General features: G+C 59.5%; 20 protein-coding genes, 1 tRNA gene and 1 pseudogene. 13 read left to right on the top strand and 9 right to left on the bottom strand.

Going from position 1 to position 20,798, the window contains the following annotated elements; all coding sequences use genetic code 11:
* Positions 1 to 97: 97 nt before the first annotated feature.
* The 3 genes from KGA85_RS20535 to KGA85_RS20525 all read right to left on the bottom strand — a co-directional run bounded on the left by KGA85_RS20535 (position 98) and on the right by KGA85_RS20525 (position 3,184).
* Positions 98 to 1,306, bottom strand: coding sequence for a DSD1 family PLP-dependent enzyme (locus tag KGA85_RS20535; RefSeq protein ID WP_223457024.1), 1,209 nt, complete (start codon positions 1,304 to 1,306; stop codon positions 98 to 100).
* A gap of 74 nt (positions 1,307 to 1,380) precedes the next feature.
* The gene (locus KGA85_RS20530; protein WP_411741677.1) at positions 1,381 to 2,775 is read right to left on the bottom strand and encodes a D-arabinono-1,4-lactone oxidase; all 1,395 of its coding nucleotides are present in this window, start codon (positions 2,773 to 2,775) and stop codon (positions 1,381 to 1,383) included.
* 22 nt (positions 2,776 to 2,797) lie between these two features.
* Positions 2,798 to 3,184: a c-type cytochrome gene (locus KGA85_RS20525; RefSeq protein ID WP_223456984.1), complete on the bottom strand. Its 387-nt coding sequence runs from the start codon at positions 3,182 to 3,184 to the stop codon at positions 2,798 to 2,800.
* A gap of 266 nt (positions 3,185 to 3,450) precedes the next feature.
* Here KGA85_RS20525 and KGA85_RS20520 point away from each other — a divergent pair, with 266 nt between their 5' ends.
* Together KGA85_RS20520 and KGA85_RS20515 are read left to right on the top strand one after the other, a co-directional pair.
* Positions 3,451 to 5,076, top strand: a complete 1,626-nt coding sequence (locus KGA85_RS20520) for an NADP-dependent glyceraldehyde-3-phosphate dehydrogenase (protein ID WP_223543342.1) — start codon at positions 3,451 to 3,453, stop codon at positions 5,074 to 5,076.
* A gap of 44 nt (positions 5,077 to 5,120) precedes the next feature.
* The gene (locus KGA85_RS20515; protein ID WP_223456987.1) at positions 5,121 to 6,161 is read left to right on the top strand and encodes an FUSC family protein; all 1,041 of its coding nucleotides are present in this window, start codon (positions 5,121 to 5,123) and stop codon (positions 6,159 to 6,161) included.
* Between the two features lie 15 nt (positions 6,162 to 6,176).
* Here the strand turns inward: KGA85_RS20515 and KGA85_RS20510 are convergent, their stop codons facing one another.
* Complete coding sequence (locus tag KGA85_RS20510; protein WP_223456989.1) at positions 6,177 to 7,070, bottom strand: DMT family transporter; 894 nt, start codon at positions 7,068 to 7,070, stop codon at positions 6,177 to 6,179.
* 136 nt (positions 7,071 to 7,206) lie between these two features.
* Between KGA85_RS20510 and KGA85_RS20505 the strand changes: the two genes are divergently transcribed.
* Together KGA85_RS20505 and KGA85_RS20500 are read left to right on the top strand one after the other, a co-directional pair.
* A complete protein-coding gene (locus tag KGA85_RS20505; protein ID WP_223456991.1) occupies positions 7,207 to 7,644 on the top strand; it encodes an Lrp/AsnC family transcriptional regulator in 438 nt (145 codons plus the stop codon).
* Positions 7,645 to 7,700: 56 nt separating this feature from the next.
* Complete coding sequence (locus KGA85_RS20500; RefSeq protein WP_223456993.1) at positions 7,701 to 8,030, top strand: YceK/YidQ family lipoprotein; 330 nt, start codon at positions 7,701 to 7,703, stop codon at positions 8,028 to 8,030.
* Positions 8,031 to 8,089: 59 nt separating this feature from the next.
* Here the strand turns inward: KGA85_RS20500 and KGA85_RS20495 are convergent, their stop codons facing one another.
* Positions 8,090 to 8,761 (bottom strand): Bax inhibitor-1/YccA family protein, encoded by a 672-nt coding sequence (locus KGA85_RS20495; protein WP_223456995.1) that lies wholly within the window; start codon positions 8,759 to 8,761, stop codon positions 8,090 to 8,092.
* 123 nt (positions 8,762 to 8,884) lie between these two features.
* On the opposite strand from KGA85_RS20495, the gene KGA85_RS20490 reads away from it, so the two are divergent.
* The 4 genes from KGA85_RS20490 to KGA85_RS20475 all read left to right on the top strand — a co-directional run bounded on the left by KGA85_RS20490 (position 8,885) and on the right by KGA85_RS20475 (position 12,612).
* A tRNA-Ser gene (locus tag KGA85_RS20490) sits at positions 8,885 to 8,972 on the top strand.
* A 686-nt stretch (positions 8,973 to 9,658) separates the two neighbouring features.
* A complete protein-coding gene (locus KGA85_RS20485; RefSeq protein ID WP_223456997.1) occupies positions 9,659 to 10,219 on the top strand; it encodes a YSC84-related protein in 561 nt (186 codons plus the stop codon).
* Between the two features lie 225 nt (positions 10,220 to 10,444).
* Positions 10,445 to 11,659 carry a sodium/glutamate symporter gene (gltS, locus tag KGA85_RS20480; RefSeq protein WP_223456999.1) on the top strand — a complete coding sequence of 405 codons (1,215 nt, stop codon included), beginning with the start codon at positions 10,445 to 10,447 and terminating at the stop codon, positions 11,657 to 11,659.
* Positions 11,660 to 11,718: 59 nt separating this feature from the next.
* A complete protein-coding gene (locus KGA85_RS20475) occupies positions 11,719 to 12,612 on the top strand; it encodes a LysR family transcriptional regulator (RefSeq protein ID WP_223457001.1) in 894 nt (297 codons plus the stop codon).
* Here the strand turns inward: KGA85_RS20475 and KGA85_RS20470 are convergent.
* The 3 genes and pseudogenes from KGA85_RS20470 to KGA85_RS20460 all read right to left on the bottom strand — a co-directional run bounded on the left by KGA85_RS20470 (position 12,600) and on the right by KGA85_RS20460 (position 16,009).
* A complete protein-coding gene (locus KGA85_RS20470; protein WP_223457009.1) occupies positions 12,600 to 13,766 on the bottom strand; it encodes a cupin domain-containing carboxymuconolactone decarboxylase family protein in 1,167 nt (388 codons plus the stop codon). The two genes, KGA85_RS20475 and KGA85_RS20470, sit on opposite strands and share 13 nt — an antisense overlap.
* An 18-nt stretch (positions 13,767 to 13,784) precedes the next feature.
* Positions 13,785 to 14,844 (bottom strand): annotated as a pseudogene (locus KGA85_RS20465) (alpha/beta hydrolase).
* Between the two features lie 61 nt (positions 14,845 to 14,905).
* Positions 14,906 to 16,009, bottom strand: coding sequence for an alpha/beta hydrolase (locus KGA85_RS20460; protein ID WP_223457012.1), 1,104 nt, complete (start codon positions 16,007 to 16,009; stop codon positions 14,906 to 14,908).
* Between the two features lie 207 nt (positions 16,010 to 16,216).
* Here KGA85_RS20460 and KGA85_RS20455 point away from each other — a divergent pair, with 207 nt between their 5' ends.
* Together KGA85_RS20455 and KGA85_RS20450 are read left to right on the top strand one after the other, a co-directional pair.
* On the top strand, positions 16,217 to 16,516 hold the full coding sequence (locus KGA85_RS20455; RefSeq protein ID WP_223457014.1) for a hypothetical protein: 300 nt from the start codon (positions 16,217 to 16,219) through the stop codon (positions 16,514 to 16,516).
* Between the two features lie 160 nt (positions 16,517 to 16,676).
* Positions 16,677 to 18,416, top strand: coding sequence for a dipeptidase (locus KGA85_RS20450; protein WP_223543341.1), 1,740 nt, complete (start codon positions 16,677 to 16,679; stop codon positions 18,414 to 18,416).
* Between the two features lie 98 nt (positions 18,417 to 18,514).
* Here KGA85_RS20450 and KGA85_RS20445 read toward each other — a convergent pair whose 3' ends face one another.
* The gene (locus KGA85_RS20445; RefSeq protein ID WP_223543340.1) at positions 18,515 to 19,042 is read right to left on the bottom strand and encodes a GNAT family N-acetyltransferase; all 528 of its coding nucleotides are present in this window, start codon (positions 19,040 to 19,042) and stop codon (positions 18,515 to 18,517) included.
* A 302-nt stretch (positions 19,043 to 19,344) separates the two neighbouring features.
* Here KGA85_RS20445 and KGA85_RS20440 point away from each other — a divergent pair, with 302 nt between their 5' ends.
* From KGA85_RS20440 to KGA85_RS20430, 3 genes are all read left to right on the top strand, one after another.
* The gene (locus KGA85_RS20440) at positions 19,345 to 19,722 is read left to right on the top strand and encodes a hypothetical protein (protein ID WP_223457020.1); all 378 of its coding nucleotides are present in this window, start codon (positions 19,345 to 19,347) and stop codon (positions 19,720 to 19,722) included.
* Between the two features lie 68 nt (positions 19,723 to 19,790).
* Positions 19,791 to 20,045 (top strand): EthD domain-containing protein, encoded by a 255-nt coding sequence (locus tag KGA85_RS20435; RefSeq protein ID WP_317848745.1) that lies wholly within the window; start codon positions 19,791 to 19,793, stop codon positions 20,043 to 20,045.
* Positions 20,046 to 20,336: 291 nt separating this feature from the next.
* Positions 20,337 to 20,798: NAD(P)-binding protein (locus KGA85_RS20430; protein WP_223543339.1), on the top strand; the 462-nt coding region annotated here is incomplete at its 3' end.

Genomic DNA, 20,798 nt, shown 5'->3' with positions numbered 1-20,798 from the left:
CCCCTTCGCGAGCAGGCTCGCTCCCACACTCTGGAATGCATTTCCCTGTGGGAGCGAGCCTGCTCGCGATAGCGGTTTAACAGACTCAGAATCTTCCTCAGGAATACACCGACCAGCTATCCACAATCTTCCCACCCCGAACCGCCAGCAAATCCCCGAACTGCAACAACACCGACTCCGTCTGGGTCGGGCGCAAGAACACCTGATCCTCAATTGTCAGCCCCACCGCCGCCGAACCATTGACCATTTCCTGGTTCGAGCTGCGGCCATACACGCCATTGTTCTGCAACCCCGCTGGCGATTCGAACTCCGCCATCCAGTTCCCGCCATAGATAAAAAACGTCTCGCGCTGATTGGTGTCCCACCAGGAAAACAGCCTGGACTTGTCATCCAGCGCCGGAATATTCACCGCCCCGGTGTTTTTCAACACCGGCGTGGCGATATAAGCGGCCGGCACATGCTCCACCAGTGACGGCAAATCATAATGAGTGGGCTTGAGCAGCCCCGTCCCTACCGACACCTCGCTGCTGAGCTGTTCGTGTTCATGCATGCGATAGCTCGGGCTGCCGGCCGTGTTGAGGGTCAGCCCTTCGCGCCACAAACCAGGGTATTGCTGGCGAGTGAAGTCGACGCAGCGGTGGTAAATCACCATCACCTTGGCAAACAGCTCCTCGGGCGAGCCCAGAATCCCCGGCACGCCCATGCCCACGAACGGGTCGTAGCCCATGAACCCGGCAAATTCCAGGTGCTGCGGGTGCTGGCTGATCAGCGCCAGCATCTGCCCGAGTATGCCAAGGTCGCTGACGCCACCGCGATGCAGCCCGACATCCAGTTCGATGTTCACCCGCATTCGCGTGCCCAGCCCTTGAGCCAGGGCAAGGTATTGCTGCAGGCGCTCCGGTGTATCGAGCAACCATTGCAATTGCTTCGAAGGGTCGAAAGGCCCCTTGTGCGACTGATAGAACAGCTCGGCCGAACGCACCGGCAGCGGCTTGCCCAACAGAATATCGGCCCCGGGAAACTGCACCGCATCATGGTTGAGAAAGGGTTGGTGAAACGACATCAGCCGTTGGCTGCCGGCGCGCTGGGCGATGTAGGCCAGGAGCCCCGGTGCCGGCAGTGACTTTTCCACCAGGCGCAGGTGTTTGCCGGCGCGCTTGACCGATTGCATCACCACATCGATGTTGTGATCCAGCCGATCAAGGTCGATCAACATCACCGGTCGCATCGGGCCGTGGTCCTTGAGTTCGCGGTTCAGCATACGGAAGTAATCGCTGTACGGTGCGCCTCGGTCACCCGGCCGCAGCCACGCCCCGACCCCCACCAACAAGGCGCCGACACCCGCGGTGCCAAGCAAGAAATTGCGGCGATTGACGGCCATCAGTTCACCCCCAGAATCGATGACAAATGCGCATTGAGAAATTTGCCGCTGGGGTCGAGCGCCTGCCGCACCTGGATGAATTCCTGCCAGCGCGGGTACAGCGGCTGCAGGTTTTTCGCGTTCAGGGTATGCAACTTGCCCCAGTGTGGCCGGCCGTTGTACTTCCAGAAAATCGGCTCGATGGCGGCGAAGAAGTTGTGATGATCCATCTGGTAATGCTGGTGGACCGAGATCGAACAGCTGTCGCGGCCTTCGAACATGCTCAGGGGAATGTCGTCGGCCTTGACGTACCGGTATTCAATCGGAAACCAGGTGCGCAGGTCCTTGTCCTGGATCAGCTTGAGGATTTCGCGTAAACAGGCCGGGCCGTATTCGGCCGGCACGGAATATTCCATTTCGTTGAAACGTACCGTGCGCACGTTGGCGTAGATGTCGAACGAGTCACCCACCCGGTCATCGAAACTGGCCAGGTGGCGCAGGTTATTGAGCATGGTGCGGCGCAGGTCCGGGAAGTCGCTGGCGTATTTGTCGATCTTCTCGATCAGCGTGACAAACTCGTTGCCGCCCTCCTCATCCGCCGGCACCGGCGGTGTGGCCGGGTCGGTGGTTTCGTTCAGGGCGATCGACAAGGCGTAGTCGGAATGGGTCACCACAAGCATTTCCCAGTGCTGGTTTTCCCGGGTGTTCTTGTCCAGGTCTTCCAGTAACTCTTCGGTCTTGGCGATCCACTGTCGCTCCCGCAAGCGATACGCCGAGCGGTTTTGTAGACGAATTTTCGTGGCCACCCCGAGTGCGCCTAGCGACACCCGCGCCGCGTTGAACACCTGCGGATGACGCGTACTGTCGCAGTCCAATACCTCGCCGCTGGCGGTCACCAACTGCAAGCCACAGACATGCGCCGAATACGATTGAAAGTTCTTGCCGGTACCGTGGGTCGAGGTCGAGATCGCGCCCGCCAGGGTCTGATAATCGATGTCAGCCATGTTTTGCAGGGCCTGGCCGATGTCCTTGAGCGGCGTGCCCATGCGTGACATCGGCGTACCGGCGGCGAACTCGGCCTGCAGCGTTTTCGCATCGTGATCGAGCAAACCGGTGAAATAGCTCAGCGACAGCAAGGTGCCGTCGGTGGGCACCAGCGCGCTGAAGGAGTGCGCTGAGCCTACCGGACGAATCTTGCCGGGGGCCTGGCGCACCACTTGCGTCAACTCATCCAGGTTCTTGGGCGCCAGCCGCGCCGCCGGCAGGCAACTCTGGCCGCCCGACCAGTTGCGCCAGGGAATCAGGCGTGGCGCGCGCAGCAGTTCGGCCAGTGCCGGTGTTGAGCCGAGCACGGTAAAGGCGCCAATGACGCTCACCCGCTGCAACAACTGACGCCGAGTCAGGTCCATCGTCATGAATCGCACCCTGCCGTTCTTGTTATTGGATTTGCTGGCCGGACATAAAGGCAATCAGCGCCAGGAACTGTTCTTGCGAACACTGCATGCACATGCCCATCGGCGGCATGCCGTTGTAACCGTTGATCGCGTGGTCGAGCAGCGTGTCGGCGCCCTGCAATACCCGTGGTTGCCAGGCCTTGATGTCGCCGGTCAGCGGCGCCCCGGCCGCCGGGTTGGCGTGGCAAAGCTTGCAGCTGTTGTCGTAGACCTGCGCCAGCTCTGCGTCGGCGGGCCGCGCGGCACCTGCTTCGCTGCGGGTCGGCGGTTTGTTCGGCTCTTCGCCGCACGCTGCCAGCAACGCCGCAAAGACACACCCCGCCAAGGCCAAACAAAGGCTAGGCTTTTCAGTTAATCGGCTTGCCTGCATGGCTGTCCTCTCATTGGCTGCCCGGCCAGCCGGGTGCAGCTTTTTTTTGTTGTGATCAAGGAGAGTCAACATTAAGGCACCCCGCGTGGGCGGGTTGAGGGCATTGGGGGCCAACAAGGGGAGCTTCTGAGGCCATGACGGCAGGCATCGAAAAGTCCTCGGACATCACACTGTGCGGAAAAACGCTGAGATGAGTCATGACAAGCGTTGCTGAGGTCTGCTAAAACGATTCATCAGTGCATCAGCCAATCCAGAGGGGTAGCGACATGACCACAGCCAATATTCTCCAGAACCTGTTCCCAAGCCCCGCCGACATCCCGGAAAAGTACCGACTTGATGGCCCGACCGAGCAACGTGAGTACCTGGTCGATGGCCAACTCAGAACCTGGAATGGGCCGCTGGCCCAGGTCCGCAGCCCGGTGTACCTGGCAGGCCCGAATGGCGACGAGCAAGTGATCCTCGGCAGCACGCCGCTGCTGGATGCCGACACCGCGTTGACCGCCCTCGACGCGGCCGTCCGCGCCTACGACCGCGGCCAGGGATTGTGGCCGACCATGCGCGTGGCCGAGCGCATCCAGCACGTCGAAACCTTCCTCAGGCGCATGCGCGAGCAGCGCGATGCCGTGGTCAAGTTGCTGATGTGGGAAATCGGCAAGAACCTCAAGGACTCGGAAAAAGAGTTCGACCGCACCTGCGACTACATCGTCGACACCATCAACGCGCTGAAAGAACTCGACCGCCGCTCCAGCCGTTTCGAACTGGAACAGGACACCCTCGGCCAGATCCGTCGTGTGCCGATAGGCGTCGCCCTGTGCATGGGGCCTTACAACTATCCGTTGAACGAAACCTTCACCACGCTGATCCCGGCGCTGATCATGGGCAACACCGTGGTGTTCAAACCGGCCAAACTCGGCGTGCTGCTGATTCGCCCGCTGCTGGAAGCCTTCCGCGACAGCTTCCCGATCGGGGTGATCAACGTCATCTACGGCAGCGGCCGCGAGACGGTCAGTGCGCTGATGGCCAGCGGCAAGATCGATATCTTTGCCTTCATTGGCACCAACAAGGCCGCCAGTGACCTGAAAAAACTCCATCCCAAACCCCACCGCTTGCGCGCAGCGCTGGGCCTGGATGCAAAAAACCCGGGCATCGTCCTGCCGGAAGTGGATCTGGACAATGCAGTCAGTGAAGCGGTGACCGGCTCGCTGTCGTTCAATGGACAGCGCTGCACCGCGCTGAAGATCCTGTTTGTCCACGAAGACGTGGTCGAGTCCTTCATCGACAAATTCAATGCCAGGCTCGCCAACCTCAAACCCGGCATGCCCTGGGAAACTGGCGTAACCCTGACGCCACTGCCGGAATCGGGCAAGGTCGACTATCTGCATGCACTGGTGGCGGACGCTGAGAGCAAGGGCGCCAAGGTGGTCAACCCCAACGGTGGCGAGGCTCGTGCGTCGTTTTTCTACCCGGCGGTGCTGTACCCGGTCACGCCGCAGATGCGGGTTTATCAGGAAGAACAGTTCGGCCCGGTCATCCCCATCGTGTCGTACCGTCATCTGGATACCGTGATCGACTACGTGCTGGAGTCGGACTTCGGCCAGCAATTGAGCATCTTCGGCACCAACCCGGTGGCGGTCGGCCGGCTGGTGGACACCTTCGCCAATCAGGTCGGGCGCATCAACCTCAATGCCCAGTGCCAGCGCGGCCCGGACACCTATCCCTTCAATGGCCGCAAGAACTCGGCCGAAGGCACCTTGTCGGTACATGACGCACTGCGGGTGTTTTCGATCCGCACATTGGTAGCCACCAAGTTCCAGGAGACCAACAAGGACCTGATCAGCGAGATCATCAGCGGCCGCAGTTCGAGCTTCCTGACCACCGACTACATCTTCTGAGGAGAGCCAGCCTGAGTACATCCAGAGCCCATCGGCTGCCACCCTTGCTGCGCCGACTGCTGCGTCCGTTGCTGGACCCGTACCGGCGCTACCGCCATGCCCGGGTGATCCACGCGGTGCGGGTGTCGCTCGGGTTGCTGGCGACGATCCTGCTGACCACCGGGATCAATCTGCCCCACGGTGAGTGGGCGTCGGTGACGATGCTGGTGGTGATCGGCGGCTTGCAGCACCACGGCAACATCGGCAAGAAAGCCGCCGAGCGCGCCATCGGCACCCTGATCGGTGCCGGTGTCGGCTTGGTGCTGGTGGCACAACAGGCCTGGCTCGGGATGCCCTGGCTGACCTATTTCGCGATGTCGGTGGTCTGCGGGTTTTTCTCGTATCACGCCATCGGCAAGGGTGGTTACACCGCGCTGCTATCGGCGATTACCGTGTTCATCGTTGCCGGGCACGGCGACAACCCGGTCACCGATGGCTTGTGGCGCGGGGTGGATATCCTGATCGGCATTGCCCTGGCCCTGGCGTTTTCCTTCGCCCTGCCGCTGTACGCGGTTTATTCCTGGCGCTACAACCTGGCCGATGCGCTGCGTGATTGCGCGAAAATCTACGGGCGCATCATTGACGGCCAGGCCATCACCGCCGACGAACACCTCAAGCTCATGACCCGCCTGAACGCGGCGATGGTGCAACTTCGCTCACTGATGCCATCGGTGTCCAAGGAAGTGAAGATTTCCATGACCGAACTCGATGCCCTCCAGCGCAACCTGCGCATGTGCGTCAGCACCCTGGAAATCCTCGGCAATACCCGACCGGATGCCAATGACCCCGAGGCGATGTCGCTGATGCAAACGGCATTGAAAGCCGAGCATCGGCAGATTCGCGTGCATTTGATCGGCATGGCCCGGGCGTTGAAATCAGGCGCCGCCCAGCGGCTCAATCGGCCCGTGGATGTGCCGCTTGTCAGCCTCGATGCGCCGGTCTACAACACGCTGGACGGCTATCGTTTATTGACTCAACAACTAGCCGCCAACGTCGGCGAGATGCGCCAGCGACTGGCCAGTAACGCGTCGCGCTGGAACATCTGACGCCTGGGTCGCGGATTACGGCGTCACCGTGCGCCGAAACTTCAGTGACCAGCCTTGTTGCATGCCGGCAGCGGCCAGCAGAATCGCCGCAACGCCGATCCATTGCAGTGGCTCCAGGCGATGGCCGAAGGCAAACCAGTCGACGAAAATCGCCGCGATCGGATAGATGAAGGACAGCGCGCCCGTCAGCGCAGTCGGCAGTTTTTGAATCGCGCCGTACAACAACACGTACATCACGCCGGTGTGCACCATACCCAGCGTCACCAGGCTGGCCCACGCGCTCGGCGCCTGCGGCAATACCGAAAGATTCGCGAATGGCGCGAGCAACAACACGCCAGTGCTGACCTGAATCAGCGCGATCAAATGCGGCGGGGTGCCCGTCAAACGCTTGATGATCAACGCGGCAATCGCGTAGAGAAACGCCGCGCCCAAGGCCAAGGCAATGCCCATCAGGTAATCGCCGCCGCTTTCGCCCTGGCTGCCATGGGCGCTGACAATCGCCAGCATCCCGAGAAACGAAACGCCCAGCCAGGTCAGTTTCTGCGCGGTGATCTTTTCGTTGAGGAACAACGCCGCCAGCCCGACCAGCATGAACGGCTGGACGTTATAGACGGCGGTGCCGATGGCAATTGACGCCCGGGAATAGGACGCGAACAACAGCACCCAGTTGCCGACAATCGCCACACCGCTGAGCACAGCCAGCAGGAACGTGGTGCGGGTCAGAATGCCGGGGCGCAGAAAGCCGAAAGCCGCGCAAATCAGCAGCAAGGTAACGGCACCGAACAGGCAGCGCCAGAACACCACATCCAGCACCGGTTGCCCGGACACCAGCACGAACCAGCCGATGGTGCCGGAGATCAGCATGGCGGCCGTCATTTCGAACGAACCGCGGCGTAGGGATTTGTCCATCATCAGACTCCTGTGTTTGTGGCCAAAGTATGCCAATGCACCCAGGCGCTACTCCAGAGCAAAAAGCAGGCTAAACTCTGGATCTGCCTTTTTTATCAAGGCTGTTTCGAAAAACTGCCTAACAGAGGATTTCGCCATGACCGATGACATCGACCAGCTGCTGATCACGGCGCTGATGGAAGACTCGCGACGCTCGCTCAAGGCCCTGGCGCAAATCAGCGGCCTGTCCTCCCCCAGTGTTGCCGAGCGTTTGCGCCGCCTGGAAGAACGCGGCGTGCTCAAGAGCTACACCGTAGAAATCGACCCGAAATGCTTTGGCTATCAACTCCAGGCCATCGTGCGCATTCGCCCATTGCCGGGGCAGTTGCAGGAAGTGGAACGGCAAATCATGGCCATTCCCGAATTCACCGAATGCGACAAGGTCACCGGCGACGACTGTTTCATTGCGCGCCTGCATGTGCGTTCGATGGAACAACTGGACACCCTGCTCGACCGCCTCAACACACACGCTGAAACCAATACGGCGATCGTCAAGAAAACCCCGGTCAAGCGCCGGTTGCCGCCCATGGCGTGAGTGATATTTGTTTCAGCCTGAAGTAAATTGACGGTTTCCGGCGAAGGATTGACGGCATGAAAACTCTGGCAATGCTGCTCGTGGCAATGATGCTTGCGGGTTGCGGCACGATTCAGACGGTTGTACGCAGTGACGAAGTGGCCGCAAAAAGCCTCAAGGACCACAAGAGTTATTGCGGCGCGGTACCACGAATCTACAGCGGCGTGACCTACGACTTTTGCACGCTGAATGCGCCCCTGGAAAAAGGCCGCGATGAGCAGGTACATGATAGTGCCCCTGCCATTGTGCTGATCGACGTGGTCATCTCCGGCGCACTCGATACCTTGTTACTGCCCTACACCATCTACCGCCAGCAAGCCGATGGCAGCATTGTCATTGCAGAGTAATCCTGAATTTCTGGTAATAAAAAACCCGCCTAGGCGGGTTTTTTACTCAGTGCCGACGATCAGTCATCACGGCCCATGATGCCGAACAGCTGCAACAGGCTGATGAACAGGTTGTAGATCGATACATACAGGCTGATGGTAGCCATGATGTAGTTACGCTCGCCGCCATGAATGATGGCGCTGGTCTGGAACAGAATGCAGACCGAGGAGAACAGCACGAAACCTGCACTGATCGCCAGTTGCAGGCCGCTGATCTGGAAGAACATGCCCGCCAGCGTCGCACCCAGCAGCACGAAGAAGCCCGCCGTGATGAAACCGCCGAGGAAGCTCATGTCCTTGCGGGTAATCAGCACATACGCCGACAGACCGCCGAACACCAGCGCCGTCATCGCGAAAGCCGAGCTGACCACTTCAGCGCCGCCTTGCATACCCAGGTAACGGTTAAGAATCGGGCCAAGCAGGAAACCCATGAAACCGGTCAGGGCAAATGCCGACACCAGGCCCCAGGCCGAATCACGGAGTTTGTTGGTGAGGAAGAAAAGACCGTAGAAGCCGATCAGCACCACGAACACGTTCGGGTAGCCAACACGCATCTGCTGGGCAACGAAAGCCATTACACCGCTGAATGCGAGGGTCAGGGCGAGCAAGCCGTATGTGTTGCGCAGGACGCGGCTAACCTCTAGCTGCTCAGCCTGCACGCTGTTATTAACTGCGTAATCCTGTTCGCGCATGGCGACACTCCTGTTGGTTTGAAACGTTCAGTCGCAAAGATCATAACAGACGCCCTGTAACAAGCTATGCAGAGAGTTTGACAGTGTGTTTCATTCAGGTATTATGGCGCCCGCAACGCAAACGGAGGTGTGGCCGAGTGGTTTAAGGCAACGGTCTTGAAAACCGTCGACTGTAACAGGTCCATGAGTTCGAATCCCATCGCCTCCGCCATCTTTATACGACAAAGCCCTGATTATTCAGGGCTTTGTCGTTTCTGGGGTTTGGCGAAAATCTCGCCGCTCGACAAGCGTTCCATAATTTTCTCAAGAAAATTGTAGCTTCCGCTAAATTGACCAGCCCGACAGCGATCAGCTCTTCGTGTCAGCCCTGTCATATCGTCGTCACATCCACCCATCACAATGGGATCAGCCAAATGGATTTGGCCCATCTACAGAAAGCCCGGCCGACGCCGGGCTTTTTCATTACTACGATATGCTTTTCACGAAACGCTCACAAGATGGAGCGCAGATTGGATGCACAAAAGGATTTGACCCCAAACAGAAGGCCCGCCATTGCGCGGGCCTTTTGCTGCCTGCATTGAGCGCGTGACGAACCGATTTCAACTGTGATTCAACCGGGCGATTTCAATCCTTCACAAAGTGAAACTGGCGGCCAGAAGCAGAACCGACAGCGAACCCGGCCGATACGCAGTGGTCATATCAGCTGATGGCAGCGCAAATGATCAGTGGCCCCGGGCCAAGGTCGCGGACCAAGGTCGCAAACCAACTACAATCACGAGCGATGCTTGCGATTCACACACTTCAGGGTGCGCCGGATAACCTCAGTGGGTTCGGTTCCTGCGTGATGCAGGCGCTTTCCGCTGCTCTGATCCAATGCTCCCTCAGCGGAGTACGCAAATGACTCAATCAATGCGGTTCTTCCTCTCGTTCTTCCTCGCGACGGCAACATTGGCATCGGCAGGTTTCCTGAACAATGCCGGAGCGGCCACCGCCGAGGATCTGAATACCGACGCTCGACAAGCGTTGCAAACGCTCTACAAGACCCATCCATTTTCCGAAACCATCTCGCACCAAGCCAAGGCGGTGCTGGTTTTCCCGAACATCATCAAGGCGGGACTTGTGTTCGGCGGCAGCTATGGTGAAGGCGTTTTAATGAAGGGCACGAAAGTCGAGAACTACTACAACTCCGTCAGCGGTTCATGGGGGCTGCAGGCCGGCGCCCAGTCGTACGGCTATGCGGTTTTCCTGATGACCGATAAAGCCGTGAAATATGTAGCCGAAACCAAGGGCTGGGAAATCGGTGTGGGGCCAACGGTTGTCGTGGTTGATGAAGGGGCTGCGAAGAACCTGTCCAGCTCGACGCTGAAAGACGACGCCTACGCGTTCATCTTCGACCAGCAAGGATTAATGGCGGGGGTCAGTATCGAGGGAACGAAGATTTCTCTGATCAAACGCTGAAGTCAGCCGCTTGATTGGCCATCGGGAGCGTGATGACAGCCTATGCCAACCCGGATGGGTTTTCCCGTTTAGGCTAGGCTGTCCTCACTCCTGGCGCACAGACGCACCTGATGATTGGGAAGCTATCTGGACGAGCAAGGCTGTTTCGACCGTTCATTGATACAGGTCTAAACATTGAACGAGCGAATCCTGATAATGATTTTTCAGTTTTTAGGTAGGCCTTAAATGACTTCACAGCTCTTCCAGGTTCACGGCCTCGTGAGTTTTACCCTCGCCATTCTCCTGCTTTTTCTCGGCAAGACCCTCGTCCAGCACAACGCCTTTCTGCGTCAATACTGTATCCCCGAATCGGTGGTTGGCGGTTTCGTCTGTGCAGCGGTTACGTCCTTGCTTTACTTCGGTCTGAAGATCCAGATCGAGTTCGATCTGCAAGTTCGCGACACCCTGCTGCTCTATTTCTTTGCCGGCATTGGCTTGAAATCGGACATGCGCCAACTGCTCAAGGGTGGGCGCCCGCTGCTGATCCTGCTGTTACTCGCCGCTGTGTTCATTCTGCTGCAGAACTCGCTGGGCATGGGTGTGGCCGAGGTTTTTGGACTTGATCCCAAGGCGGGCTTGATGGTGGGCTCCATTTCCCTCACGGGTGGGGTAGGCACCACCCTGGCCTGGGCACCGCTTTTCGTCGAAAAACTGGGCATCAGTAACGCGCACGAACTGGGCATCGCCAGCAACACCGTCGGCCTGATTGCCGCCTGCGTCATCGGCGGCCCAATCGCCAACCAGCTGATACGCCGTTATCAACTGACGCCGTCCAGGGATGCGGAGCTGGAAGTCGGCATTCTCGAGCAACAACCGAGCAAGGCGCTGGACTACTACGACGTGCTCTGGGCCTGGATGTGGCTCAACCTGACCCTGATGGCCGGTTACGGGCTCAACCTGGTGCTGGTCGATGCCGGCGTCACCCTGCCAAAATTTGTAAGTTGCCTGTTCGCGGGCATCGTCATTCACCACCTCGTTCTCGCCTTTGTGGGTTATCAACGACTGAAAACCTGGAGCGGTGCCAGCCTGGGTCTGTCGCTGATCTCCGATATCTGCCTGGGCATGTTTTTGACCATGGCCCTGATGGGGCTTCAGCTATGGCAGCTCAACGGTGCGCTGATGTTCATTCTGTGCGCATTGACCCTGCAAATTCTGCTGACGGTCACCTATACGTATTTCGTGGTCTTCCGCTTTATGGGGCGCAATTACGAAGCCAGCGTGATTGCTTCCGGATTCGGCGGGATTGCCCTCGGTTCCACGGCGACGGCCATCGTCAACATGTCGACCGTGACGCAAAAGTACGGCGCGGCGCACCAGGCCTTCCTGATCGTACCGCTGGTGTGTGGCTTTTTCATTGACCTGGTCAATGCCGTGATCATCAGCATGTTCAGTGGTCTATAGCGCTACGATTGGTCCTGAAAATGGCATAATCGCAACTGGCTCATAACAGGTGCGCATAAATGACCGTCGAAAGCTACGACCAACTGGCGATCTTCTCGGCCGTGGCACAAGAGCGCAGTTTCACCCGTGCCGCCGCCAAGCTGGGCATGTCGCAACCGGCCTTGAGCCGGGCCATGCGCCAGCTGGAGGATCGACTGGGCGTCAGGCTGCTGTCGCGCACCACGCGCAGCGTTTCACCGACTGAAGCCGGTGAGCATCTGCTGCGAGTGATCGCCCCCAGGTTCGAAGAAATCGACACCGAGCTGGCCTTGCTCAGCGAATTTCGAGACAAGCCGGCGGGCAAATTGCGGATCACGGCCGGCGAGCATTCAGCGATCACGATTCTGCACCCTGTGCTCGCAAAATTGCTGCCGGACAATCCCGACCTCAGCATCGAAATCATCGTCGACTACGGTTTGACTGACATCGTGGCGGAAGGCTTCGACGCCGGCGTCCGCTTGGGTGAACAGGTCGCCAAGGACATGATCGCGACACGCATCGGTCCCGACATGCGCATGGCGGTTGTCGGTTCTCCGGCGTATTTTGCCCGATACTCAAAGCCAGTCGTCCCGATCGATCTGATGCAGCACAACTGCATCACCCTGCGCATGCCGACTTACGGTGGGCTGTATCTGTGGGAGTTCGAGAAAAATGGCCAGGAATTGAAAGTCCGTGTCGAAGGCCAATTGGTGTTCAACAACATTGCCATGCGCCTGGAGGCCGCCCTTCAGGGCTTGGGCCTGGCCTATATGCCGGAGGACCTGGTGCGCGAGCATATCGCGCTGGGCCGGTTGATCCACGTGCTCGCGGACTGGTGCGAGCCGTTCTCTGGCTACCACCTCTATTACCCGAGCCGGCGCCAGAGCTCGCCGGCCTTTACCTTGCTACGCGAAACCCTGCGCTATCCGGGCTGATTGGCCTGGGTGGCGTCCAGCGCCTCGGTTGCCCGTTTGGCTGCATCGGTATCACCCTGATCGGCCAGTAGCCGGGCCAGCTGACGCAATTGCGCAACGGTCAGACCGACCCGCAGGCTGGCGGCCATGTGCGAGCGCAGTTGCGACTCTACCCCGGGCGTGGCGGCCAGCGCGGCGACGGTAGCCAGCTCCCGGCTTTGCCAGTCAAGGTTGTCGCGCTCGAAAATGTCGCCGAACAAATGCGCTTGCAGGTACCGGTTGATGACAGGGACGAAGTCGAACAGCGGACCCTGGACAGGCGCCCCGGCAATGCGCGTCTGGTTGGCCTTGCCGACCGCCAGTAACTCATCGCCGACGGGAATGACGCGACCGGGCTCGCGCCCCGGCTCGTCCTGAACGCCGCGATGTTCACGCGCTTCAACCACTTTCATCAACTCGCCCAGTGCATTGAGGCTGCGCGGAAAGCCGCTGTAGGCGTAGAGCTGCACCAGTATTTCCTTGGCCTCGTTGACCGTCAGCCCGGCATCCAGCCCCTGGTTCAAGGCTGTATTGAGTCGAGGAATATTGCTCGTGGCCATGGCGGCGGCAATCAACGGGATGGCCTGTTGTCTGGCGGACAGTGTCTCTGAGGCCGGTTGAGCCACTGTTTGCGGCGCAATGGCCCCGCGGGGGCCGTACTGGGCATCGGTCACTTTCTCCAGCCACTGCACGTTTTTGCCATCCACCGCCCCGGTCACGGCCAGATGCGTCATGGCGCTGGCAGGCGCCGCCCCATGCCAGTGCTTGACACCCGGCGGGCAGACAATCACATCGCCGGGATGGATTTCCTGCACGGGCTTGCCCCACTCCTGCGTCAGGCCCACACCAGACACCACCACCAATCGCTGGCCGGCAGGATGGGTGTGCCAGGCCGAACGTGCGCCCGGCTCGAAGGTGACGTAAGCGCCGGACGCATTGATCTCGCCCGTGGCGGAAAACAACGGATCGACGCGCACCTGCCCGGTGAAATATTCAGCAGGTCCGGTGGCCGAAGCCTGGCTGCCTGCCCGGCTGATCTGCTGGGCGGCGCGGGGCTCACTGATATTGTCTGCCCCGGCGGCACCGGCGAAAGGAGCCGCGGCGCACACCGCGATGCCCAAAAGAGTGTTCTTCATACTGGCGGATCCTTCAGATCAGAGGGTTCGAGCGTAGAACGCATTCAACTGGTCAATGGCGACGTCCACATACTCAGGCACCCAATAGGTTTCGATATGGGTCGCACCATCGATCGTGAACAGTTTCTTGTCCCGGGTTCCGGTGGCCTTGGCGAACGCCTGCTCTGACATGTACAGGCTGTCGGCCTTACTGCCGGCGATCATCAGCAACGGCTTGTCGATCAATTCGATCTGATCCGTGGCATCGAAACTCATCAGGTCCAGCAGACTGCTCTGGGTGTACCTGAAGGTCGAATTCGGGTGGGCGTGGGTCTTGCCGTAATACTCGAAGCCCTGCCGGTACAGATCAAACGGCAACTTGGCGATCTGCTCATCGGTCAGTTTGGCATCGCCGACATAGAGCACCTCCCCGCCCGCCGCTTCCTGTGCGCGGGCAGCCGAAGCCTGTTGCAAGCGCTCCTGAATCGTCGACAGTTGCGAGTCCCGGTAACCATTGCGGCGTACCAGCCCGGAGTTGAACATGCTCACGGTCGCGATCGACTGGAAGCGCTTGTCGGTTTGCGCCGCCTTCAACGAATAGCCTCCGCCGCCGCAGATACCGAGCAAGCCCAGTCGCGTGCTATCGACGCCGGGATAGCTGGCGATGAAGTCCGCCATGCCATGGATGTCCTCGATGCGCAACGCCGGCTTGTCGATGTTGCGCGGCTGGCCACCGCTGGCGCCCTGATACGCCGCGTCCGCCGTGATCGTGATGTAGCCCTGATCAGCCAGGCGCTGGGCGTACAGACCGGCGACCTGCTCCTTCACCCCGCCATTGGGATGCGCCACGACGACGGCCGGATATTTCTTCCCCGCGTCATAATTGGCCGGGGTGTAGACGTTGGCGGCAATGTCCAGGCCATTGAGTTTGTAGGTGACCGGGTGGATGTTGACCTTGCCCGGCTCGTTCTTCACCAGCGCGCCAGCGTAGGCCAAGGTGTACGGATTCTGTTTGTAGTTAGTCTGCCGCCTCGGCTTCAACGCCGGACATACCGATCATGGCGGCCATGAGAGTGGCCTTTATCGTGGTTCGCATCATGTGAATACTCCTGACATTTCCAGTTTCCAAGGGGGCGCGGCAGCGATTGCCATGCTCGTTATCAATCCAGGTTTTTCTCGGCGAGAAACTGCGAAACCAGATCCGCGATCTCGACGTTGTTCAGGTCCGAAAACGGGAAGTGGCTGTTGCCCCTGATACCGATCTCGGGCAAGTGAATGAGCCGAACGTCACCGCCATGGCGGTTCACCGTGTCTCGCCACAGGCGAGCCATTTCAAGCCGGGCACGCCAGCTGTCCTGTGCAGGCAAACGAACCGGTTTGTCCGGGATGTTGTCGCCGTAGAACATCAGAATGGGGATGTGGGTCAGCGCGTCGAACTGCGCCTTCGATACGACCTGTGCCGAGAGCGTGTCGAACGCACTGGGAATCGGCGCCGGAACCTCGCCTTCCGGGAACACGAAGCTGCTTCCCGGCTCGAACGCCACGATGGCCCGCACATTGCGGCTCTTGATCGCCGTCAACCAACCGGGGCCACCGCCCTGTGAATGAGTGAACAGGATGGTCGGCCCGGTCTTTTCCAGCAGCGCGGATACGCCATCGGAGGCGACTTCAATGTCGTAAGGACCGGTGTTGGGCGTCATCGAACGGAAGAATTGCTCCAGCGCCTGCGGCCCACGGGGAAACTGACTGCCCTCGAAGATCTCTGGCCACAGGCCGATGCGGAACTGGTTGAACCACAGTTGCTCGTCCGGCACAGGCTTGATCGTCGCTTCCACCAGGCCGCGCCCCGCGTCGCCACGGCGCGGTTGGTCGATCAGGTAAGTGGAGAAACCGCGCCGCAGGAAGATGTTCTGAAACCCTTCCCGGCCATCGGCCGTGGTTTCCCAGGACTTTGCCGATTGCCCTGCGCCATGCCACATGACGATGGGCAACGGGTGAGTGTCGACCGGCACCTGATAGAAGGCATACACATGGTCCCCATGGTAGGTCTGGCCATCAGGCAGCATCGGCTTGTAGGGATCAAAACGCCCCGGCTGGGTGATCAGCCCTCCGCCGGCCATCAGGCTTCCCTGCTCCTTGATGACTAGCGGGCCAAGCTCGCTACGCTCGTCAGCCTCTACGAACGCACCGGCGGTCAGGGTGAAACAGAGCGTACCCGCCTTGATTGCTGCGTGCGCGCACTTGCGGATGGAGTCCTGGGTCATGAGTTGCTCTCGACTGGTCATCGAAGAGATGCAACTTACCTTTCAGGTATTAATTTATGAATAGATGCAATCGGATAGCACTGATACCAAAAACACATAACTCAGTTGATTGAGGCAAAACCCGGCCAAAGGTGGATGATGTCCTGACAGGGGCCTAATCTTAATAGGCACGACCTTGAATACGCCTCTTGCTACAGGGGAACCGAGATGACGGGAAAAACTGCGCGCCAATACTCGCCATGGATCCTGCTTTCCCTGCTCGCCATCGACCTGGCACTGACAGCGGGATGTTCAGGCAAAGCCACCACGGCTCGCTATTCAGCCCCAAACACTGGTTCAACCTGCTACGCAAAAGCCCTCCCCACTGTCGGCGAAGGTGGCCTCGCCTGGGCGGACACCTTGGACATGGCTCGCCAGAAATCCCTGGATAATTGCGCCCGTTATGCAGGCCGATCCGGCGGCACGCCGAATACCTGCCACGTGGTGATGGCGGAATGTAAGCATTGATAGAGCGGTCTTTCATTTCTGCGCCGCTTTTGCATTACTGTGCGACAGATCCCACTTCAGGGGCTCCCGTTTCACACGCTCGCGGTGTTAGTTTTGAAATGTTTCTGATCAACCGATCAGATATTTCTTACAAACCGCCTGCAAAGGAATGCCCCCTGCAATGGATTTTTCACTCAAGCACCTGGCTGCGACCACCCTCATGCTCGCCAGCCTTTCGTCGTTCACCACCGCTGCCCACGCCAACATCACCCCGCAACAAAGCGCGATCATCCTCAAGACCTTCAGCGATGCATCGGTCAAGGATTTCAGGCAGTTCCTGGGAAGTCTGGCCAAGAGCGATATCGCCAAAACCGACGACCTCGGCCCGGCCATCCGTGCGTTCCAGGGCAACAAGACGCTTACCGCCGGGCAGCAAAATGAAATCCATCGCCTGCTTGGCCTCTATGCCCGGGTGAAATACGGCAGCGCGGCCACCGAAACCTTGAAGGAGCTGGTGGCCATTCCGACCGTGCGCGTGGACGGTGTTGACCAGCACGACAATCCTGAATTCCTCAAGATTGCCGAGAAGATCAAGGGCCTGGCCCAGGCGTTCAACCTGAACTTTCGCAACATCGACAACCGCGTCTACGAGATCTCCCTGGAAGGCAGCGGCGATGAAGTCGTGGGCATTCACGCCCATGCCGATGTGGTGCCGGTGACGCCGGAGAACTGGGTGCTGCAGGACGGCACCCGCCTCGACCCGTTCAAGGTCACCCTGATCGGCGATCGCATGTATGGCCGTGGCACCGAGGATGACAAGAACGGCATCGTGGTGGCGCTCTACGCCATGAAGATCATCAAGGAAGAGCAGCTGCCGCTGGCCCGCAACTTCAAGCTGCTGGTGGACACCACCGAAGAGACCAGCGGCGATGCCATCCCCTACTACTTCGAACGCAACCCCACCCCCAACTACAACCTGGCGCTGGATGGCGGCTACCCGGTGGTGATCGCCGAAAAAGGCTACGGCACGGTCATGGCCAGCTTCGCCAAGCGCACTGCGCAAGGCAAAGGTGCGGAAATCACCTCGATGACTGGCGGCCTGGCCACTAACCAGATTCCGTCGACATCGGTCGCGACCCTGGTGACCGACAAGCCCGCGGAACTGGCCGCCAGCCTGCAAAAGGCCGGCACCGAATATGCCAAGCGCAACGGCGGCAACTTCGAGGTCGCCGCCAAGGTCGACGGCAAGGACGTCAAACTGACGGTCACCGGTGTGTCCGCCCACTCCTCCGAGCCCGAGTCCGGCGTCAACCCGGTGGCCAGGATGCTCGACTTCATCAATAGCCTCAACGGCAAGGTCGCGCTCAAGCACAACCAGATCACGGACGCCGCCCGCTACGCCGCCGACAACTGGGGGCTGGACTACCTGGGTGGCAAGTTGGGGGTCGGTTTTTCCGATGCGTTCATGGGCCCGCTGACCACCTCCCTGACCTATGTCGGGATAGATGACAAAGCCTTCAAACTCGCGGTCAACCTGCGCGTGCCGAAGGGCAAGACGCCGGAGGTGCTCAAGTCCGAAATCGCCGCAAAGCTGGACGCCTGGAGCAAGAAGACCAGCATCGCACCGGCCTTCGACCTGTCGATTACCGAACCGATGTACCGCAACCCCGAGGGTGAATGGGTCAAGGCCTTGCTCGCCGTGGCCAGCGAAAACCTCGGCATGGAACACAAATTCGACACCTCCGCCGGTGCCACGTCCGTGCATGAACTGCCCAACGGCGTGCAATTTGGCCTGGCCATGCCGAACGTCAAATACACCGGCCACAACGACAACGAGTTCAAGACCACCGAGCAGTTCCTGCTGGACTTGCAGATCGTGACCGAGATGATGGGCCGCATCGGGCAATTGCCGAAACTTTGATGCCCTATCGGACCCGCCCTTCTGGCGGGTCCAACTCCAAACCTGTGGCGAGGGAGCTTGCGCCCTTCGGGTAAAACCGGGGAGGCACCTGAAGTTGGCTATGGGACTTGGGGCACCCGCCACGACATTGCACAGCGGCTACCGGGTTCAAAGCCGCAGCCATACTCTTGTACCAGAATCTCCGCCAAGAGCTTTTCCAGGGTTGCCCCGGCGTTATGCTCAAACCCTAACCGCCGGTAAAAGGGCGCGTTCCACGGCACCTCTGTGAACGTCGTCAGCGTCACAGAAGCCAGCTGATTAACCCGCGCATATTCCATCGCCGTTTCAACCAGTTTTCGCCCCCAGCCCTGCCCCTGCACAGACTGTTTGACCGACAGCTCATAGAGATGAAGGTCGCTGCCGTGGCGTTCTGCGCTCAGGAAACCTTGGGGCCGACCCTCGGCATCGACAGCCACCCAGCACGTCGATAGAACGATCAACTGCCTGTGACGATCGACTGTCATGGTGGCAGCGTCCGCCAGCCAGCTCAGTTCATCGATTGAGCGGAATGCTTGAGCGGCGCTACGTTCAATACGGGGCAACAACTGGGCATCTTCGGGTAAAGCCAGGCGAATGTGTGCAGGCATGATTTCTCAAGACAATGGCTTGCTTGCCTGGAATTCTACGCTGCCTGAGACGCGTGTGAGGACTGTCGGAAACACGATTCGAATGTCCAGCCCCGATCGGCGACGCCGCAGTGCTCACCGAGCTTGAGCCCGAAGTAAAAGCGTCAGCAATTGCCCTTATATTGTTGGTGAATAGTCTGTTTGAGGTGTTACCGACGGCTGACCTTGATTGACTATGACGCTAGGGATTTTCGGTCATCCGGATGGACCAGGCAGCACGACCGCGGCTCCATCCATCAACCGCAACGAGGAGTTTGATAGCTATGGAAAAAGTCATCTATCTGCTGTGGCGTGATACTCAAGTCAGTCCTGATACCTTCGCCCATCGCCTGCGCAGTGAGGTCGCCGGGCAATTGCAGGCACTCGGTGCCCGTCATGTGCAATTGAACCTGGCCGATGCCGATGTGCAGCCTGCAGCCGGCCTGCGCCAGGAAAACAACCGGCCATTGCCCGATGGCAGCCTGTCGCTGTGGCTGGACAGTGCCAACGGGCCGGCTCGTCGCCCGTTCGACCACTTGATCAGCGCGGCAACGGCGCGCATGGCCACCTACCTGGTCTGCGAGTCGGTCGCCATCGCCAATACCCGCTTCCCTGCAACGCCCGGCGAGCGCACCACGGGTTTGCCCAGCTGGCCCTGCTGACCTGCCCTCCACGCCTGACCCCCGAGGCCTGGCTGGACATCTGGCGCAACCATCACACGGCGGTGGCCGTGGACACGCAAGCCAACTTCCAGTACGTGCATAACCTGGTGGTGTCGGCACTGACGCACGGCGCCCCACGGATCGACGCCATCGTCGAGGAATGTTTTCCGCCAGCGGCCATGACCGATCCCATGGCCTTTTTCGATGCGGTGGGCGACGAAGCGAAATTCCAGCGCAGCCTGGCCGTGATGATGGAAAGCTGCAGCCGCTTCATCGATTTCGACAGGATCAACGTGCTGCCCACCAGCCAATACTGCCTGTAGGACCGGGAAATCGTCATGCGTGAAGCCGGATAATCCAGACCTGGCCCTTGATTATCGAGCCTCAAGCGCTTTACGCATGAAAACCGCGCACCTCGAAGCAAAAGTGCTGTAGATCTGCGCCACTCACGCTAATTCACTGCATAGCGTGCCCGCTGGCGGTAATGATCACTGCGGCTGCAGCCATTAACTCCAGCGGTTATTTGGGTGAGGAGCATTCGTTCTATTGGGCTTGGTACAGGTAGCTAATCTACTGAACTTGAGAGGGAGCAACCTTCAGAAAGGCGAAAGCATATGGACGAAAACTTGATCGAAACCGACTACCTGATCATAGGGGCTGGCGCGACGGCCATGGCTTTCGTCGATACGCTACTCAAGGAAACCAATGCATGCATCATGATGGTGGATCGACACGACCGACCTGGCGGGCACTGGAATGATGCCTACCCGTTCGTCCGATTGCACCAGCCCTCGGCCTTCTATGGCGTCAACTCACGCGAACTGGGCAGCGGAACGAAAGACCAGGCGCAACTGAACGAGGGCTTGTATGAGCTAGCCTCCGGCGCCGAGGTGGTGAGCTACTTCGACCAGGTGATGAATCAGCAGTTTCTGCCGTCAGGTCGAGTCCGTTACTTCCCCATGTGCAACTACACCGGCGACCGCATTGACGATCACCGCTTTACCTCGCTGGTCAGCGGCGCAAACCATCAGGTCCGGGTGCACAAAAAGGTGGTGGACGCCACCCATGCCCAGACG

The organism is Pseudomonas sp. GL-B-12 (assembly GCF_019955895.1).
Classification (GTDB): domain Bacteria; phylum Pseudomonadota; class Gammaproteobacteria; order Pseudomonadales; family Pseudomonadaceae; genus Aquipseudomonas.
The sequence above is the reverse complement of the archived record's forward strand: the minus strand, read 5'-3'. Positions and strand labels throughout refer to the sequence as shown.

What these genes read in the sequence shown, in the direction of transcription:
- KGA85_RS20530 (WP_411741677.1), bottom strand. Translation starts at nt 2,775, where the DNA reads ATGACGATGGACCTGACTCGGCGTCAGTTGTTGCAGCGGGTGAGCGTC.
- KGA85_RS20525 (WP_223456984.1), bottom strand. Translation starts at nt 3,184, where the DNA reads ATGCAGGCAAGCCGATTAACTGAAAAGCCTAGCCTTTGTTTGGCCTTG.
- KGA85_RS20520 (WP_223543342.1), top strand. Translation starts at nt 3,451, where the DNA reads ATGACCACAGCCAATATTCTCCAGAACCTGTTCCCAAGCCCCGCCGAC.
- KGA85_RS20510 (WP_223456989.1), bottom strand. Translation starts at nt 7,070, where the DNA reads ATGGACAAATCCCTACGCCGCGGTTCGTTCGAAATGACGGCCGCCATG.
- KGA85_RS20505 (WP_223456991.1), top strand. Translation starts at nt 7,207, where the DNA reads ATGACCGATGACATCGACCAGCTGCTGATCACGGCGCTGATGGAAGAC.
- KGA85_RS20500 (WP_223456993.1), top strand. Translation starts at nt 7,701, where the DNA reads ATGAAAACTCTGGCAATGCTGCTCGTGGCAATGATGCTTGCGGGTTGC.
- KGA85_RS20495 (WP_223456995.1), bottom strand. Translation starts at nt 8,761, where the DNA reads ATGCGCGAACAGGATTACGCAGTTAATAACAGCGTGCAGGCTGAGCAG.
- KGA85_RS20485 (WP_223456997.1), top strand. Translation starts at nt 9,659, where the DNA reads ATGACTCAATCAATGCGGTTCTTCCTCTCGTTCTTCCTCGCGACGGCA.
- gltS (WP_223456999.1), top strand. Translation starts at nt 10,445, where the DNA reads ATGACTTCACAGCTCTTCCAGGTTCACGGCCTCGTGAGTTTTACCCTC.
- KGA85_RS20475 (WP_223457001.1), top strand. Translation starts at nt 11,719, where the DNA reads ATGACCGTCGAAAGCTACGACCAACTGGCGATCTTCTCGGCCGTGGCA.
- KGA85_RS20470 (WP_223457009.1), bottom strand. Translation starts at nt 13,766, where the DNA reads ATGAAGAACACTCTTTTGGGCATCGCGGTGTGCGCCGCGGCTCCTTTC.
- KGA85_RS20460 (WP_223457012.1), bottom strand. Translation starts at nt 16,009, where the DNA reads ATGACCCAGGACTCCATCCGCAAGTGCGCGCACGCAGCAATCAAGGCG.
- KGA85_RS20455 (WP_223457014.1), top strand. Translation starts at nt 16,217, where the DNA reads ATGACGGGAAAAACTGCGCGCCAATACTCGCCATGGATCCTGCTTTCC.
- KGA85_RS20450 (WP_223543341.1), top strand. Translation starts at nt 16,677, where the DNA reads ATGGATTTTTCACTCAAGCACCTGGCTGCGACCACCCTCATGCTCGCC.
- KGA85_RS20445 (WP_223543340.1), bottom strand. Translation starts at nt 19,042, where the DNA reads ATGCCTGCACACATTCGCCTGGCTTTACCCGAAGATGCCCAGTTGTTG.
- KGA85_RS20440 (WP_223457020.1), top strand. Translation starts at nt 19,345, where the DNA reads ATGGAAAAAGTCATCTATCTGCTGTGGCGTGATACTCAAGTCAGTCCT.